The sequence below is a fragment of the Paenibacillus sp. 1_12 genome, from assembly GCF_900114475.1.
Taxonomy (GTDB): Bacteria; Bacillota; Bacilli; order Paenibacillales; family NBRC-103111; genus Paenibacillus_S.
This window is the reverse complement of record NZ_FOTE01000001.1, coordinates 704812-721272: the sequence shown is the minus strand read 5'-3', so window position 1 is coordinate 721272 and position 16461 is coordinate 704812. Positions and strand designations below refer to the sequence as shown.

The following is a 16461-nucleotide window of genomic DNA, read 5'->3' as shown; positions in this document are numbered from 1 at the left end:
TGAGGCAGCATTAGAGTGATTTCGCCCAAAAAACCTTGCCTTTGGTAAGGTTTTTTGGGCGTGCTAAGCTCATAATGTGTTATTATAGGAAGTAATTACGAAGAAAGGGAGATGGTCGTCCGATGCCCAAATTTTTGCTGCGTCTTCTTGGCTTCAGCTTTATACTCGCAGCAATATCTGTCATCTCGATCGGTCTGATTTCTTATTATATTGCTTCTGGCGATATTGAGGAAAAGGTCAAGGAAGGCAATATGCAGGTGCTTTTGCAAACGCAAATGCGCATAGAGCAAGTTTTGAAGACACTGGAGTTTACTTCCCTGCAATATTTAAATTCTCCGCTAGTTGTGGAATCCATGAACAAAGATCTGAGCACAGACGACTTTATTGAAATCAGAGATTTATCCAAGGGCCTGTTTAGTTTGCAAACGTATACAGGCATACGTGAAGCTTATCTAGTCAATCTGCAGAACGATTGGCTTGTCAGTTTCTCCATTTTTCGCAAATTCAGTACATTTGCAGATAACGCTCGAATGGCTTCGTATGCTCAGTACCCAAACAGCTTATTTTGGGTGACCGGTAATCTTATGAATAATGATACACGAGCCAGCACTACAGAGGTATTCTCCGAGGATGCAAGCATTGGTTCCAAGGTTATCAGGATGATCTACAAGATCCCTATTCCAACAAAGGGACAGCCGAAGGGGCTGTTAATTGTAGAAATTGGCAACAGTGAGCTCAGAGAGCTGCTGTCCTCCAATAACAAACTGGGGGAAGTGTTCTTACTCGATAGAAATGGAAACGATTTTCTTGCAGAAGGTAGCATGATTGGCAGAAATCGTGAAATTCATACTATGGTAGCCCAGCATATAGCTGAGACCAATGAAGAAAGCGGTTTTTTTAATGCGGAAGTAAACGATAAAATGCTTGGTATTACATTCCGGTCTTCGCCTTTTAACGGCTGGATGTATGTATCTGCCGTATCGATCAAGGACATCACCCAGCAATCACGCAAAATCGCCTGGATCACGTTTATCGCGTGTTCGATCATTTTTGTGCTGGTTGGCTTGTTCGCTTTGTATGGTAGCCGAAAAATGTATTCGCCGATTAAGCGGTTGTTTGAGTTTACGAAGGCAATTGAGATCGAAGGCCAGGATAACAAAGATGAATTCTTGTCCATTGAAAAAAGGTTCACCACCCTGTTCAGCACAGAGAAAATGCTGCAGCAGCAGGTTATTGGGCAATTCAGTCAACTGAAGGAATTTTTTATGCTGAAGTTATTTGCAGGACAGCTATCTGATAGTGAATTTGCTTACCGTTCGCAAATTTTTGGATTTCCTACTGAATGGAAACGGCTCGGTGTATTGGCCGTACAGATTGATTCCTTGCAGGAAACGCGTTATCAGGAGCACGATAAGGAGCTTCTGCTGTTTGCGATTAATAATATTGTAGGTGAGATTATTTCCAAGGAGGATCGATTCAGCCCCATTTTGCTGAATCAATCGCAGGTAACGCTGCTGCTAAGTTCCTATGATAATGACGCTCAGCTGAAGCAGCAGTTTTATGAAATCGCAGAGCAAATTAAAGCCAAGGTGCATGAATTTCTGCAGCTTCCCGTTAGCATCGGGATTAGTCGGCCCTTTGAGCGTGTGACGCAGTCAGTTTTGGCTTATGGAGAATGTCTAGAGGCGTTGAAGTGCCGAATGAGTTTGGGACAGGAGATTATCATCCATTATGAGGACATCGATGCCGGCAAGAAAATGATGGAGGTCACGGTGTATACACAGCTGAAGCTGATGGAGGATCAGTTGGGTAACGCTTTGAAATCTGGTGATCGAGCAGCCGTGGATGGGATTTTTGATAAATATATCGCAGCGATTGTCGAAAAAGGGATTCATTTTAATGAATATCCAGTACTGATGATGCAGCTCATTGCCAAAGTATTTCATTTGGTGCAGGAGCAGGGTGGCTCGGTTAAGCATGTGCTTGGCAAAAAAGCAACGATAGAGCATTTCCTCAAGCTGACTACACTAGAGTCGATTATACAGTGGTTTAAGGCTGAGCTGTTCGAGCCGATTATCAGCTTCTCCAATCAACAGGCGGAGTCGCAATACATGAATATTGCCAATCAGATGATCAAGCTGGTTCATGAACGTTATGACCAGGAGATTTCTTTGGAGGCATGCGCGTCTATATTGAGTTTCCATCCGGTCTATTTAAGTCGGGTGTTCAAAAAGGAAATGAATGTCAATTTTAGTGAATATTTGGCCGAATATCGAATGACAATAGCTAAAAATTGGCTGGAAAATACATCCTGGAAAATTTCTGAAATTGCTGAGAAGCTAAATTATACCAATACAACGGCATTTATTCGTACTTTTCGTAAAATCGTCGATATGACTCCGGGGCAATATCGGGATCAGTATAACAAGGATTTATGAAGATGGATGTGCTGAAAATTCATTTTTTTATCCGACAAGACCGGTCTATAACCTATAGACCGGTTTTTTGTGCGTGAAATGAAGAAAAAAGGTTGACGAGTTTCCGATATTAATCTAATATCTGATATATCAGATATTAGATATACTTTAAACAATGGAAGGAGGCTTACAGCAATGGAATCCCACCCGACGGTAGAAGAGAATGCCATACAAACGAAATCGATTCGCGATGTTGTTTATGAAAGACTGAAGGATGCTATCATATCCGAGCAATACAAGCCAGGCCATCACCTGAAGGAACGGGAATTGGCCAAGCTGTATGGAATCAGCACGACACCGCTGAAGGAGGCGCTTCGCCGCTTGGAACAGGAAGGCCTCGTTACGACCAGTGCAAGACGAGGGACTTTCGTTTCCAGTGACATCATGAATTCCGTGGAAGAAATTAACTGGGCACGGTCAGCATTAGAGGGAGTGGCAGCAAGGCTGGCTGCTTTAAAAATATCTGATGAGGAAATTGTCCAGCTTGGTGTCGTTGTCGATCAAATGAAGTTGTACACCGAGCAAAAAAACGTCGAACAGCTGCTAAGTCTTAATGCGGATTTCCACAAAAGGATTCGCGCTTACGCAAAGAACAACTACATTTTTCAACAGATTGAAGCTATTCACTCGTTCGATCGATCTTTCCGCGAAAAGGCATTGTCTCATGAAGATGAGCTGGAGAGAGGCTTTCGGGAGCATGTGCAGATTTATAAGCAAATCTGTGCAAGAAATGCGGATGGCGCCGAGCACGCGATGATCTCTCATATTCGGCGTACGATCGTATTTATTAAAGAAAGCGGGGACACTATCCAATAAGATAAGCAGCTAGCTTTTACATATAGCAACAGCATGCTTACACATATAAGAAAGAAGGCGAAATGTCTATGAGCAATTATCATTCTATTCAATCCAAGCTTAAAGGAATTAATGCAATCAATGTCACCCCGTTTGACAATCAGCTGGAGATCGACTGGGACTCACTAAAACGTAATGTGGATTTTTTGCTGGATCGAGGTATTCAGGCGATTTATCCTTGTGGTAATACGGGTGAATTTTACGCGTTAACGGTGAGTGAAGCAAAGGAAGTAACCCGCTTCGTTACAGAGACCATAGCTAAGCGCAGTCTTGTTATCGCTGGAGTTGGTTATGATGCAAGAACTGCCAGCGAGTTGGCCGCGAATGCCGAGCAGGTCGGGGCAGACGGGATTATGGTTCACCAACCAGTACATCCATATCTGCTGCCAGCGGGCTTAATCGCTTACTATAAACAAATTGCAGCATCAACCAAGCTGCCGTTGATCTTGTATGTACGCAGCGAGCAGATTACCCCGGAGGTATTGGCTGAGGTGTCAGAGCTACCCAATGTGATAGCTGTCAAATATGCCGTAAATAATCCTCCAGCCTTTAGAAAAGCTGTTGAAGCTGTGAAAAAGGATATCGTCTGGATCTGCGGTACAGCAGAAATGTGGGCACCTTCCTTTTATGCGGCTGGAGCCGAAGGATTTACATCCGGAATGGTCAATGTCGATGTATTGCGTTCTTTTACTATGTTGGAAGCGCTTCAATCTGGCGATTATCCGCGGGCAATGAAAGTGTGGACAGATATTTTACCCTTTGAGGAGCTGCGTGAAAGCAACAAAAACGGCAACAATGTCAGTGTAGTAAAGGAAGCTATGTATCAATTGGGTTTGATTTCTAGCAGTGCGGTTAGACCGCCGATCGCATTACTTACGGACAGCGAGAAAAGCAGAGTAACAGAAATTTTGAAGTTATGGGGATTAAAGTAAATCATAATATGGATCAAAAAGGAGCCAGCAGGATGAAAATTTCAGATATTCGTTTAACGGTAGTCGGCATACCAAGAACAACAGGATTCGTGAGTAAGCATGTAATTGTTGAGCTGATGACAGATGAAGGAGTAACGGGAATCGGGGAAATGTCGGACTTCTCACATCTTCCCCACTATTCGCTGAATGTCGATGATTTAAGGCATTCTCTAAGGGACATTGTAGTGGGCAAAAATCCATTTGATATCTCGTTAATTAATAAAGAACTGACGGCTAACTTCCCGGAAGCGATGTTTTATTATGAAAAAGGTAATTTTATTCGCAACGGCGTCGATGCAGCTTTGCATGATCTTTGCGCCAAAGCTTTGAATATATCCGTAGCTGATTTTATAGGCGGTCGCCTTCAGGAACGGATCAAGGTTTGTTTCCCGATCTTTAGGCATCGATTTATGGAGGAGGTTGAAGAGAACCTTGCGGTTGTCCGGGAGCGTCTGGCCCAAGGGTTTGATACATACCGCTTATATGTCGGTAAAAATTTGGATGCGGATGAAGCTTTTCTCGATGGTGTGAAAAGTGAATTTGGCTCCAAGGTGACGATCAAGTCGCTCGATTTTAGCCATTTGCTGGATTGGAAGGTGGCGCTGCAGGCGCTTAAACGTTTATCCAAGTATGATTTTCAAATGGTGGAAAGCCCAGCCGTACAAAATGATTTCGATGGACTGCACCATTTTCGGATGAAATCGGACCACTTGGTTAGTGAGCATGTATGGAGCTTTCGTCAGCAATACGAAATGATTCGCCATGATTCCGTAGATATATTTAATATTTCACCTATTTTTATTGGTGGACTGACGAGTGCTAGGAAGGCAGCTGCAGCAGCAGAGGTAGCTGGAAAAGGCTGCCTGATGGGAACGACACAAGAATTATCGATTGGAACCGCAGCGATGGCCCATCTGGGAAGCTCCTTAATTAATTTGAACTATACATCGGACCCTACCGGTCCTGAATTGTATATCGGAGATATTGTGAAAAATCCGGTGAAATATGAGAACGGTTACTTAATAGTTCCTGGCCGGGATTTACCAGGACTCGGGATGGAGCTGGATTGGAACCTGATCGAGCAATACCGTGTAGATGATCTGAGCTGGGGAACGATATCTGTCCACCAATTGCAGGATCGTACCGCACAAACCAAATCGTAGAAACCTGTAATCTAAATCAGGAACAGATGTTAAGCAGCAACCGAATTTTACGCAGTAAGCCATATACGAATGAGTGAGTGATAAACAGGTTATTAAAATAAAAGCAGTCAGCTCAAAAAGCCGGCTGCTTTTATTACTTTCAATACATCTATACAATACCGGTTGAAATCGCCTTTTAGAGTAAAAAAACGTTATATATCAAGCATTTCCTCGCTTCCAGACAACAAGTTAAATTCAAACTATAGCATGTTATGGCAAACCCAAACATAATTAGAAATAGAAAAAGGCTTAACGATATTAGTCAGGAGGACAACTCATGAATACGCAGATTGAAGCAAATGCAATGAGAGGCCAAAAGAAAGTGATTCAACGCAGTCCTCTAATGAAAGATTTAATTAGGGACAAATGGATGTACTTTATGCTACTGCCGGGTGTGATTTACTTTATTATTTTCAGATATGTACCCATGTATGGAGTCATTATTGCTTTTCAGGATTATAAGCCGCATCTCGGTATGTTAAATAGCAGTTGGGTGGGCATGAAGCATTTTAATCGTTTTTTCAGTGAGCCTCAGTTTTGGGAGTTATTTCGAAATACCTCGCTGCTAGCGATATACAATCTGGTTTTCTTTTTCCCGCTGCCCATAGTGTTATCTTTAATGATGAATGAAGTAAGAAGAGAGCGCTTTAAAAGATGGGTGCAGACTTTAATCTACGTGCCGCATTTTGTCTCGTGGGTTGTTGTAGTAGGCGTATTCTATATGCTGCTTACGACAGAGGGCGGTATCATTAATGAACTGCTGTTCTACGTAACTGGTGTTAAAATCGCATTTTTGCTAGAGCCTGAATGGTTTAGGACGATGATTGTTACACAATCGATATGGAAAGAGGTAGGCTGGGGGACGATTATTTTCCTTGCTGCGCTGTCTGGTGTCGATCTGCAATTATATGAAGCTGCTCGTATGGACGGAGCTAACCGCTGGAGACAAGTATGGCACATTACGCTGCCTGCTATCCGTGGAACGATTGTTATTTTGCTTATTTTGCGTCTAGGTACTTTTATGGATTCCGGCTTCGAGCATATTTTTCTGATGTTGACGTCAACGAACCGCGAGGTTGGGGAAGTATTTGATACCTATGTTTATGTGAAGGGCTTAACACAATCACAGTTTAGCTACAGCGCTGCAGTCGGCTTATTCAAATCAGCGATTGGTTTGGTGTTGGTCATGGGAGCTAACTGGATGGCTAAGAAATTCGGGCAAGAAGGCGTATATTAATTGAACCATACAGATGCTTAGGAGGAACAACCCGATGAATCATGATCGTACGGTGGGTAATAAAATTTTCGACAGCGTGAATTATGTGCTTCTCGCACTGATCAGCCTTGCAACTATACTTCCTTTCATTTATATTTTAGCAGTATCGTTTACAAGTCCACATGAGGTAGCTAAAGGCGGCTTTATCCTGTTTCCGAAGGAATTTTCCCTGTCTGCTTACAAGTATATTTTCTCTACAGACACTTTACTACGCAGCTTGATGGTATCCATTTACATTACAGTTGTGGGAACCTTCATCAACCTTCTGCTGACTTCATTAATGGCTTATCCATTAGCAAGGCAGACGCTTCGTGGTCGTCAAATTATTTTGATGGGTGTCCTGTTTACGATGCTATTCAGCGGCGGTTTGATTCCTACGTATTTTGTTGTTAAAGCAATGGGTTTAACGAATTCCTTATGGTCGTTGATGATTCCCAATGCGATTAGCGCATTTAATCTGATTGTTTTGAAAAACTTTTTTCAGCAAATTCCAGATGGGCTTGAGGATTCTGCACGAATCGACGGGTGTAGCGATGTGGGTGTCTTGTTCAGGATCGTATTGCCTTTGTCGATGCCTGCGATGGCTACCTTTGGGATGTTCTACGCGGTAACACATTGGAATCAATTTTTTAATGCTATCATGTACATTAACGATAACAACAAATGGCCAGTCCAGGTGCTGCTGCGCGAGATCGTTATTTTGGCTCAAAGTCGGATTGGGGATACAGGCTTCGACGAAGCCGAAATTCAACCTTTAACGATTCGTATGGCGGTTATCGTGTTTGCAACCCTGCCCATACTAGCTGTTTATCCATTTCTGCAAAAGCATTTTTCTAAGGGTGTTATGCTGGGTTCAGTTAAGGGGTAATATATCCAACCGTAAAAACCGAAGCCGAAGTCAGGAACCTGTTAGCATTTCTTCGATGGCTACAATAGCTTGCTGCTGATGGACATCCCTATCGGTGAGAAAAATACGAAATTCGATTGCTAATCCAGCGCTGACCCTGAATTTCGAAAAGCCGATTACGAGAAAAGAAGTTTACCTTTGTACAAGGGCAGCCTAATCTTATCAAGGTCTCACACTCAGAATGACATATGTAAACAATCTCTTGTACCATCAAGGGATTGTTTGCGCTTTATTGCTGTCTGAAAAGCTGGTATTATGTGAAGCAGAAGCACATGATTACTTAGGTGTTTTTAAAGGCGGCTGCACTTTGCAGCGGTTCGTGATCCGCAGGTAAGAGGATAGGTACGATATATGGAAATGGAGTGTTTAGTCATGTCAGTTGGAATATTGGCACATAATGTAGGTCCTCAGCCCTTCGCACAGCTCGCGGCCAAGGTCGCATCCTATCGCTTTAACTATGTACAGCTGGCGCTGTCCAAAGCCATTACAGATGTCGATTGCAGTCTGGGTAAGCTAAGTCCCGGCTTGGCTAACGCAATTGGTGAGGCTTTTGACAAACAGGGAGTAGGCATTCCTGTACTGGGCTGTTATATGGATCTAATTGAACTTGACGATGCCAAGTGGCGGCATAATGTAGACCGCTTCAAGGAGCATTTGCGTTATGCTCGTCAGTTCGGTGCGTCGATTGTTGCAACCGAAACGGGCGTGCCTGTAATCGATGATCATGATCGGAATTGGCGTCGTTTGCGCTCAGCGGTTGAGGAAATGGCGGAGGAAGCGGAAAAATTCGGCATTATGGTCGGCCTAGAGGTCGCATCACGTCACATTATAGGTACAGCGGGTGCATTGGCGCAGCTGATTGATGAGGTTCCGTCTTCCAATATCGGAGTTGTGATGGACCCGTGTAATCTAATGACTCAGGAAAATTATGAACAGCAGCATGAGATTATGCAGGAGGCGTTCCGTCTGCTGGGTAATCGGGTAGTCAGCGCACATTCCAAGGATATTAAGCTGGATGCGAACGGCATACTTCAAGTCGTATCTTCGGGTCAAGGCATATTGAACTATCCGATGTTTATTGAACTGCTGAACCAATATAAGCCGCTATCATATGTAACCTTAGAAAATGCACAGGAGCCCTACACCAGCGATGCGCGTGATTTTGTCCTTAAGCAGCGGGGGTAGATTGTAAATTTCCTGTGTGATCATGAACTAAGAAAGAGCCGTGTAACTACGAACTTCTCCACCCTTTGTTAAGCTGTGTCTAACAAGTGGGGCAGTTCACTATAGCGGCTCTTTTTGTTGTATATTTCTTTTCTTCTTTTTCATTTGGGATTGGCATAGGCTTTAAGGAGTACATGCTAATTGCAGATTTGGAGAGCTGCCTGTTACAAAAGAAGTGAAATCAGCTTAGGAGGTGCCCCATCCATGCTAGTGCTGAAGCGTAAGTGGAAAAGCAAACCCGTTGGCACCAAAAAATTAAAACGCAATCTGATCGTGATCGCACTCATTCTATTGCTGTTTTCATTACAAATGTTTATTTATATTGAGAAAAATTTAAAGCCGCCATTAGCCAGCCTGGCAAAAATCCGTGTCAAACAGATCGCTACGCAAGCAATCAATTCTGTTATTTCCGACAGGATTGCGCAAAGCACCAATTTTGAAAAACTGATCGATTGGCGAACAGATAATAACGGTAAAATTACCGGGTTCATGCTAAACTATTCCGAGCATATGAAAATAACAGCAGATACGATCAAAACCGTTCAAAATCAGCTCAGCAATCTGCAGGCATTTCCTGAACACATCCCTTTAGGGCAAGCATTAAACAGCCCGATTCTTGCTTCGTTTGGCCCTAATATTCCTATTAAGTTTGTACCTGCGGGAGCCGTCAAGGTTGATTTAAGCACGCGCTATCAGAACGCAGGCATCAACATGCTGCTTGTAGAGGTGTATCTTCGTATTATCGCCGAGGTGACCATTATTATTCCAATGGACACAGTACCGGAAGTGGTTGAGACTGAGGTGCCGATATCCTATGCGCTTGTAGTGGGTGATGTACCGACATATTATTTTGACGGTAAAGGGAATCCGGTAAACAGCAGTCAGACTCCAGCGCTGCCTTCAGGCTTGTCGATTCCCAAGCTGCCATTGATCCCTTCAAAGGAGTCTGCTCCTCATGGAACAGGAGAAGCTGGCAGCGTTGTAAAACCATAACATAGGCACATCAGGATAGCTTCATTTCTTTTTACGAATCCGCTCTTCGCGCTCCCATTTACGTAGATGAGAGTAGGGGTCAAACGACCAATCCGTCAAGCCGTTATCGCGGTAAAGTCCATAATGTAAATGCGACGGGAATTTACCGGAAGTGCCTGGCTTGCCGTATCCTGAGCTGCCTACCCATCCTATGAGTTGACCTGCTTTGACGATATCCCCTTCTTTGACTGTTTTATTAAAGCCTGATAAATGCGCATAGTAATGATAAACATTATTTAAATCACGGATACCGACTCTCCAGCCCCCGTATGCATTCCAGCCCATTACCTCAATAATGCCATATGCAGCGCTGCGCACAGGGACTCCATAGCTTGCAAAGAGGTCCGTCCCTTCATGAATACGATAACCTCCCCAGCCGCGGCTGGCTCCCCATGTGCTGCGATACGAATAGTCAGCATTCAGTGGCAGCACGAAGGTATGCTCATGAAGTTCAAGCGTTTCGAACTCAGCATACAGTCTTGCAAACTGCTCAATGCGCTCTACACTGCGTGTATTTTGATAATACTCCCACAAACCGATCCTCAGGTCCTCTTCTCCCGATCCTTGCTTCAATAAATAGTTAGCCATTGCGTACAGCCTGTCCAGTTCGTTCAAGCGGTCTGCTTTGCCATCCCCTGACCCATCCTTGCCAATTCCGTCAAACAAAGAGATACTGAATTCATTGGTGTCTGAGTGGTCCGGATTCATCATGCCGCACCATTGCAGCTCGGTAAAGGATAGGGCAATCAATCCGTCACTGCTTGAGCGTTTACGCGCGAGTTGAATCGTGCGTTCATATTGATCAATACCTGCGAATATGTACCAAGGTATTCCGGTCACCGTACTGATTTTATCGAATAAATCTTTTCGCTCAGCGAAAATAACACTTAAGCTTTTTGAATCTGCGGCAGGCTGTGACAGTTGATTTGCTGAAGCTGCATGTATCGGATAAGACGCTCCTATCAGCATGTTTACGCATAAAAAAACCTTAAAGAACCAACGTATCCCGATTGCTTTCATGATGTTATCCTCCATATCCGGACATGATGGCTTTGTACGTCCGCTCAAATTGGTGTTAGTAGGTTATGTTGGAAGTGCTGCTTTTATCCACGGATAGAAACTTGCGGTACAGATTCTCAACGAAGTTTATTTTTGGTAAAATCAAGGTTGAAACAGGGACAAGGGAATGGGAAAGAGGGATGTAGGATGGGTTTTGAACATCGTGAAGAGCACATTGATGAGGATATGCTGCTCATTCAGGCCAATATTGACGATATGAATCCGGAGATTTGTCCTTATGTTACAGATCGGTTGTTTGATGCTGGAGCAAATGATGTGTACTGGATTCCGATAATTATGAAAAAAGGAAGGCCCGGCATGATGTTGAACGTGTTGATTGATGAACGGAAACTACAGTCGATAGAAGAAGTGATCTTTAGCGAAACGACAACTATTGGCCTTCGGTATTTGCGGGCATCCTGCCATAGGCTGGGACGCTCTTTTGAGCAGGTTTCTACACCTTGGGGAATGATCAATGTGAAAATCGGCTATCACCGCGGCGAAATGGTTCAATTTGCTCCGGAATTCAAGGAATGTGAGCAGGCAGCGCTAGAGCATGGTGTCCCTTTGAAGCAGGTTTATGAAGAGGTGAAACGCCAATTTGCGAATAAGGGCAGGTAGTGCTGGCAGGAATAGGGAGATAAGCTGCAAGAAGCAACGTATCGAGGGCTCCACAGATTCATAAAAAAGCAGTGGATGGAAACTCAACAAGGAAATACTATGAACGAAAAGGACACCGTAGAAGAGTTATCTTCCTGTGGGTGTCCTTCTCTGTTTGAGTGGATTGGAGCTACTGTTTCAAATCTGGAGGAATATCTGTGCACTGTCCATGAAGGGAAGGATCGTGCTTGTGATGATGATCGTGATCAGCATCGTGATCATCCGTATGAGAGTGAGCGTGGGAATGGCTATGGCTATGAGGCTGCTCAATCATACGAAAACGTCCTTGATCCAGATTGCGCAAGTGACTATGTTCCTGCTCATGAGTATGCTCGTGTCCATGGGAATGCCCGTGACTATGCTCGTGACTATGATCATGACTATGACCGTGATCGTGGCTGTGGTCGTGACCATGGCTATGATCGTGATCATGCTCGTGATCGTGGCTATGGCCGTGATCGTGACCATGACTATGATCATGACCATGCTCTTTGTGATGATGCTCGTGCTCTTGCATTTGTCCATGGCTTTGAATTTCTTGCTGCTGAACTTGATATTTGGGAATAAAAGGGTCTGTTTTTCCGATAACGACACGAAGTACATTCGGCTGGTTCGGCAAGTCACGAGTTCCGGCGCCATATCCGATTGTTTCAACGATCATCGACGGAAAACCCTTGGAGAATTCATCAACTACACCAGCAATGATCCCAGCACCTGTTGGTGTCGTCATTTCCATGCTATAGGAGGTTGGAGCGATAGGCAGACCACGCATCATTTCCAAGGTTGCAGGCGCGGGTACAGGATAAATCCCATGGTCGCAGCGAACCGTTCCAGAGCCAAGGGGTACTGGAGAGGACCAGATTTTCTCGACCTCTAACGAATCCAAAGCAAGTGCAACGCCGATTACATCAACAATAGAATCGATGGCACCGACCTCGTGAAAATGAACGGTTTCGATAGGGATATTATGAATTTTGGCTTCAGCAATAGCAATTTTCTCAAAGATAGCCGTGCTTAATGCGACTACTCGGTCATTAAAGCCGCAGCTGTTAATGATTTTTACAATTTCGGAATAATGCCGATGGTGGGTAGGGGGGGAGTGTGGATCAAGTATAACGTCCATTTTTAACGCGGAAATCCCTTTTTTATTAACACGTTTCCACTCCAGAGAAAAAGGCTCGATCTGAATCTTGCTCAGTTCCTCCTCAATGTAATGACGATCAGCACCCGCATCGACAAGAGCCGCCAGGCTCATGTCTCCACTAATACCCGAAAAGCAATCAAAAAACGCTATTTTCATCGTTAATCCCTCTTTGTCGTGTTTTTATGAATTAATGCGGCGTTATAACCGGCGCCAAAGCCGTTATCGATATTGACTACGGACACACCTGGCGCACAGGAATTGAGCATAGCCAGAAGCGCAGCCACGCCATGAAAGCTTGCACCGTAGCCCACACTGGTTGGAACGGCAATGACAGGCTTCGAAACGAGTCCGCCAAGAACGCTGACAAGAGCACCTTCCATGCCTGCAGCAACGACGATTGCATTGGCTCCACGAATAACATCAAGCTTACGAAATAGTCTATGTATACCGGCAACGCCTACATCATATACCCGCTCCACACGACAGCCCATATTTTCAGCTGTCAAAGCGGCTTCCTCGGCAACGTAGAGATCGGAGGTTCCAGCGCATACAACAGCAATATAACCGTCGCTCTTGGGCAAACGTGCAGCTTGATCCTTAAACCATGTCAGCACACGAGCCTCCTCATGATAGGTAACCCCTGCAATCGCTTGTTGCACAAAATCCGCTTTTTCCTTGCTTACACGAGTTGCCAGCACGCGGTCTGAATGTACCATCATATTTTGAAAGATCGCTGAGATTTGCTCAGCTGATTTACTTTCTCCATAAATAACCTCAGGGAATCCTGTCCTGCGTTCCCTATCAATATCCAGCTGTGCATAGCCAAGATCCTCGATACGATCACTTGTCTGACTTTGTTTACTTATGAATTCCTCAAGATGCTTTTGTGCTTCTGCAACGTCCAAATCGCCTGAACGAACGTGTTTAAGAATAGATTCAAGATTTATCATATAAAGCTATTGCCTCCATAGTGACAGTTGAGCTCTGCCCGTTAAATTGTTATCATATCCAGTTTAACATAAATAAAAGGGAAAGTGGATTGTTAGCTCTTTCGTGATATAATAGCTTCATAAGCTTGGAATTATGCCACGGAAAGCAGGAATGACACGATGTCTACACCACTAGAACGTAAGCCCGATTGGTTGAAAATTAAACTGACTACAGGTGAAAACTTTAAAGAATTAAAAAATATGATGCGCGACAAAACGTTGCATACCGTTTGTGAAGAAGCTAAATGTCCGAATATTCATGAGTGCTGGGCTAATCGAACCGCCACTTTTATGATACTCGGTGATATTTGCACACGGGCCTGCCGGTTTTGTGCCGTAAATTCAGGTTTGCCGACCGAGCTTGATCTTCAAGAGCCAGAGCGTGTGGCCGAAGCATCGGAGCAGATGGGTCTGAAGCACGTTGTAGTTACTTCGGTAGCAAGAGACGATTTGGCTGATGGAGGATCTTCGATATTTGCCGCTACCATTAGAGCTATTCGTAAACGGCTTCCGATGTGTGGTGTCGAAGTGCTGATTCCCGATTTCTTGGGCAATGAGGATTCACTTCGGACAGTGCTGGCCGCAAAGCCGGACATTTTGAACCATAATATCGAAACCGTAGAACGTTTATCCGATAAAGTACGGTCCAAGGCCAAATACAGCCGGACTCTGGAACTGCTCGCCAGAAGCAAGAAAATCGCACCGGAAATCCCGACGAAGGCTAGTATTATGCTAGGACTTGGAGAAGAATGGTCCGAGATTCTCCAGACGATGGACGATTTGCGTGCAGTAGGCTGCAATATCATGACAATCGGTCAATACTTACAGCCATCAGTTAAACACTTAAAGGTAAAAAAATATTATACACCGGAGCAATTCGCTGAGCTAAAAGCTGAAGGCATGAAGCGCGGCTTCAGTCATGTCGAATCGGGACCACTAGTACGCAGCTCTTATCATGCGCATGAGCAGGTTAAATCGGCACAGCAAATATAGTAATGGTACATGCTTACGAAGTAAGTTTTGCCTACGGCAAAACTCAAAGTGAATGCTTACGAAGTAAGTTTTGCCTACGGCAAAACTCTGAGGAGGGGAAAATAAGTGATCTTTATAGCCAACAAAACCTACGAGGTCGTCGTTGACCACAAAAATGGCTGGAAGCCTGATGCCTTTAAAGAGCGATTCAGCGAAGTGCTTGAACGCTATGACTATATAGTTGGGGATTGGGGCTACAATCAGCTGCGTATGCGTGGTTTTTTTAAGGACAACCATCCGAAAGCTACCAAGGAATCCATGATCGCCACCTTTCAGGACTATTTGAATGAATATTGTAATTTTGGCTGTGCTTATTTTATTATTGAGAAGGTACCTTCCAAACATCAACCCATAGAGCAACTTCAGCCTTCCAACGATGATAATGAGCATGAGGAAGCAGAAATACTTGATACAGCTGTACAAGAACAGCAGCAGGAAGTTCAGCAGGCTCAAGATGAATTGTCGGCAGCTCCACAGCAGCAGCATAATCGTCATCAGCGACCGCATCATCATCAACGTAAACAGCATCAATCCAGTAAACGTCAGAATCAAAATCACAGTCCTGCCAAAACGTAACCAGCTAGTAGCCATTCATCTATAACAAACAAACAGGGTCAACTCGCAAGCAGAGTTGACCCTGTTTTTATGCCAAGCAGTTGAAGCGATTGAATCGCTCATTGCCGTTTGCAACGAGATTATCAATTAACACCGTGGTAGGGTGATGGCTTGATATTCAAGGCTTGTTTTCAATTGGAATCTCATATCCGATAAACGCTTCACGCACACGGCTCCAAAATGGAAACGGGCGGAAACGCGCAAATTTCACTTTTTTGCCGGCAGCGACCATGCTTCGAATAGATAAAATATCGTTACGCTGGTTATACACATGGTCGAGAGAGAGTAAAATATTTTGACTGGCTCGCGGATAAATATCGCAATGGTGGTGCTTTGGCAGTATAATCGGTGAACCGAGGGTACGGAATACACGATTGTTGATTGAGGCGATTTCAGCGATCTGAATCGCATCCAGGGAAGGATGCACAATGGCGCCGCCCAGGCTTTTGTTATACGCCGTGCTGCCTGCAGGCGTAGAAATACAGATGCCGTCCCCACGGAAGGTTTCCAAGGGCTCATCATTAATATGTAATTGAGCTGTCAGCGTGGCGTCAATGCCTTTTAGAGTGAACTCATTAAGCGCAAGCTGGGTCTCGATTCCAAGTGGTGTTGTAATTTGAATTTCCACCAAGGGATACTTAACGATGCGCAGGTCATTTTGCCGCGCGCTTTCACCCATTAATTCTGCCAGCAATTCAACCTCATCAGGCTTCCAGTCTGCAAAAAAACCTAAACGCCCCGTATGAATGCCGACGAATGCAGTGCTTTCCAGTTGATCCTTATATTGATGAAAAGCATGCAGCAGGGTACCGTCGCCTCCTATAGAAAGCACCAGATCTGGATTCTCTTGATCATGAATCAGATCGTATTTTTCGACCAGTTTATGAAAGGTCTGCATGAGGCGGAACGATATATCATCACCGCGATGTACAACATTATATTTCAAATCTTTTCCTCCTATAGGCTTTCATTTAGAAAGCCAACATCGTAAGCATGCGCTATAGGCTTTCTGAATGAA

At 44.3% G+C, this 16461-nt stretch carries 14 protein-coding genes and 1 pseudogene; 11 read left to right on the top strand and 4 right to left on the bottom strand.

Going from position 1 to position 16461, the window contains the following annotated elements; genetic code table 11:
- Nucleotides 1-122 precede the first annotated feature (122 nt).
- The 8 genes from BM210_RS03195 to yunB all read left to right on the top strand — a co-directional run bounded on the left by BM210_RS03195 (nt 123) and on the right by yunB (nt 9905).
- The gene (locus BM210_RS03195; protein ID WP_091164301.1) at nt 123-2438 is read left to right on the top strand and encodes a helix-turn-helix domain-containing protein; all 2316 of its coding nucleotides are present in this window, start codon (nt 123-125) and stop codon (nt 2436-2438) included.
- Between the two features lie 174 nt (nt 2439-2612).
- Nucleotides 2613-3293 carry a GntR family transcriptional regulator gene (locus BM210_RS03190; protein WP_091164300.1) on the top strand — a complete coding sequence of 227 codons (681 nt, stop codon included), beginning with the start codon at nt 2613-2615 and terminating at the stop codon, nt 3291-3293.
- 68 nt (nt 3294-3361) lie between these two features.
- Nucleotides 3362-4264, top strand: a complete 903-nt coding sequence (locus BM210_RS03185; RefSeq protein WP_091164299.1) for a dihydrodipicolinate synthase family protein — start codon at nt 3362-3364, stop codon at nt 4262-4264.
- A 32-nt stretch (nt 4265-4296) separates the two neighbouring features.
- Entirely contained in the window at nt 4297-5466 is a 1170-nt protein-coding gene (locus BM210_RS03180) for a mandelate racemase/muconate lactonizing enzyme family protein (RefSeq protein WP_091164298.1), read from the top strand.
- A gap of 343 nt (nt 5467-5809) precedes the next feature.
- Complete coding sequence (locus BM210_RS03175; protein ID WP_256223235.1) at nt 5810-6742, top strand: ABC transporter permease; 933 nt, start codon at nt 5810-5812, stop codon at nt 6740-6742.
- A gap of 34 nt (nt 6743-6776) precedes the next feature.
- Entirely contained in the window at nt 6777-7649 is an 873-nt protein-coding gene (locus BM210_RS03170; RefSeq protein ID WP_091164296.1) for a carbohydrate ABC transporter permease, read from the top strand.
- Nucleotides 7650-8060: 411 nt separating this feature from the next.
- Entirely contained in the window at nt 8061-8873 is an 813-nt protein-coding gene (locus BM210_RS03165) for a sugar phosphate isomerase/epimerase family protein (RefSeq protein WP_091164295.1), read from the top strand.
- A gap of 243 nt (nt 8874-9116) precedes the next feature.
- Nucleotides 9117-9905 (top strand): sporulation protein YunB, encoded by a 789-nt coding sequence (yunB, locus tag BM210_RS03160; RefSeq protein WP_256223217.1) that lies wholly within the window; start codon nt 9117-9119, stop codon nt 9903-9905.
- A gap of 21 nt (nt 9906-9926) precedes the next feature.
- On the opposite strand, the gene BM210_RS03155 is transcribed toward yunB, so the two are convergent.
- On the bottom strand, nt 9927-10964 hold the full coding sequence (locus BM210_RS03155) for a M23 family metallopeptidase (protein WP_091164294.1): 1038 nt from the start codon (nt 10962-10964) through the stop codon (nt 9927-9929).
- Between the two features lie 186 nt (nt 10965-11150).
- On the opposite strand from BM210_RS03155, the gene larC (BM210_RS03150) reads away from it, so the two are divergent.
- Nucleotides 11151-11624, top strand: coding sequence for a nickel pincer cofactor biosynthesis protein LarC2 (gene larC / locus BM210_RS03150; RefSeq protein ID WP_091164293.1), 474 nt, complete (start codon nt 11151-11153; stop codon nt 11622-11624).
- Nucleotides 11625-11793: 169 nt separating this feature from the next.
- On the opposite strand, the gene larC (BM210_RS36100) is transcribed toward larC (BM210_RS03150), so the two are convergent.
- Together larC (BM210_RS36100) and larB are read right to left on the bottom strand one after the other, a co-directional pair.
- Nucleotides 11794-12963: a nickel pincer cofactor biosynthesis protein LarC gene (gene larC, locus BM210_RS36100; RefSeq protein WP_091164292.1), complete on the bottom strand. Its 1170-nt coding sequence runs from the start codon at nt 12961-12963 to the stop codon at nt 11794-11796.
- A gap of 2 nt (nt 12964-12965) precedes the next feature.
- A complete protein-coding gene (gene larB / locus BM210_RS03140; RefSeq protein ID WP_091164291.1) occupies nt 12966-13757 on the bottom strand; it encodes a nickel pincer cofactor biosynthesis protein LarB in 792 nt (263 codons plus the stop codon).
- A 153-nt stretch (nt 13758-13910) separates the two neighbouring features.
- Here larB and lipA point away from each other — a divergent pair.
- Nucleotides 13911-14789, top strand: a pseudogene (lipA, locus tag BM210_RS03135) (lipoyl synthase); the annotation flags it as partial.
- A gap of 105 nt (nt 14790-14894) precedes the next feature.
- Nucleotides 14895-15404, top strand: a complete 510-nt coding sequence (locus BM210_RS35535) for a YutD family protein (RefSeq protein WP_256223216.1) — start codon at nt 14895-14897, stop codon at nt 15402-15404.
- Between the two features lie 157 nt (nt 15405-15561).
- Here BM210_RS35535 and BM210_RS03125 read toward each other — a convergent pair whose 3' ends face one another.
- Nucleotides 15562-16389 carry an NAD kinase gene (locus BM210_RS03125; protein WP_091164289.1) on the bottom strand — a complete coding sequence of 276 codons (828 nt, stop codon included), beginning with the start codon at nt 16387-16389 and terminating at the stop codon, nt 15562-15564.
- Nucleotides 16390-16461 lie beyond the last annotated feature (72 nt).

Bases quoted from the DNA above. Each gene is read 5' to 3' on its own strand.
- BM210_RS03195 (WP_091164301.1), top strand. From the start codon at position 123: ATGCCCAAATTTTTGCTGCGTCTTCTTGGCTTCAGCTTTATACTCGCA.
- BM210_RS03190 (WP_091164300.1), top strand. From the start codon at position 2,613: ATGGAATCCCACCCGACGGTAGAAGAGAATGCCATACAAACGAAATCG.
- BM210_RS03185 (WP_091164299.1), top strand. From the start codon at position 3,362: ATGAGCAATTATCATTCTATTCAATCCAAGCTTAAAGGAATTAATGCA.
- BM210_RS03180 (WP_091164298.1), top strand. From the start codon at position 4,297: ATGAAAATTTCAGATATTCGTTTAACGGTAGTCGGCATACCAAGAACA.
- BM210_RS03175 (WP_256223235.1), top strand. From the start codon at position 5,810: ATGAGAGGCCAAAAGAAAGTGATTCAACGCAGTCCTCTAATGAAAGAT.
- BM210_RS03170 (WP_091164296.1), top strand. From the start codon at position 6,777: ATGAATCATGATCGTACGGTGGGTAATAAAATTTTCGACAGCGTGAAT.
- BM210_RS03165 (WP_091164295.1), top strand. From the start codon at position 8,061: ATGTCAGTTGGAATATTGGCACATAATGTAGGTCCTCAGCCCTTCGCA.
- yunB (WP_256223217.1), top strand. From the start codon at position 9,117: ATGCTAGTGCTGAAGCGTAAGTGGAAAAGCAAACCCGTTGGCACCAAA.
- BM210_RS03155 (WP_091164294.1), bottom strand. From the start codon at position 10,964: ATGAAAGCAATCGGGATACGTTGGTTCTTTAAGGTTTTTTTATGCGTA.
- larC (WP_091164293.1), top strand. From the start codon at position 11,151: ATGGGTTTTGAACATCGTGAAGAGCACATTGATGAGGATATGCTGCTC.
- larC (WP_091164292.1), bottom strand. From the start codon at position 12,963: ATGAAAATAGCGTTTTTTGATTGCTTTTCGGGTATTAGTGGAGACATG.
- larB (WP_091164291.1), bottom strand. From the start codon at position 13,757: ATGATAAATCTTGAATCTATTCTTAAACACGTTCGTTCAGGCGATTTG.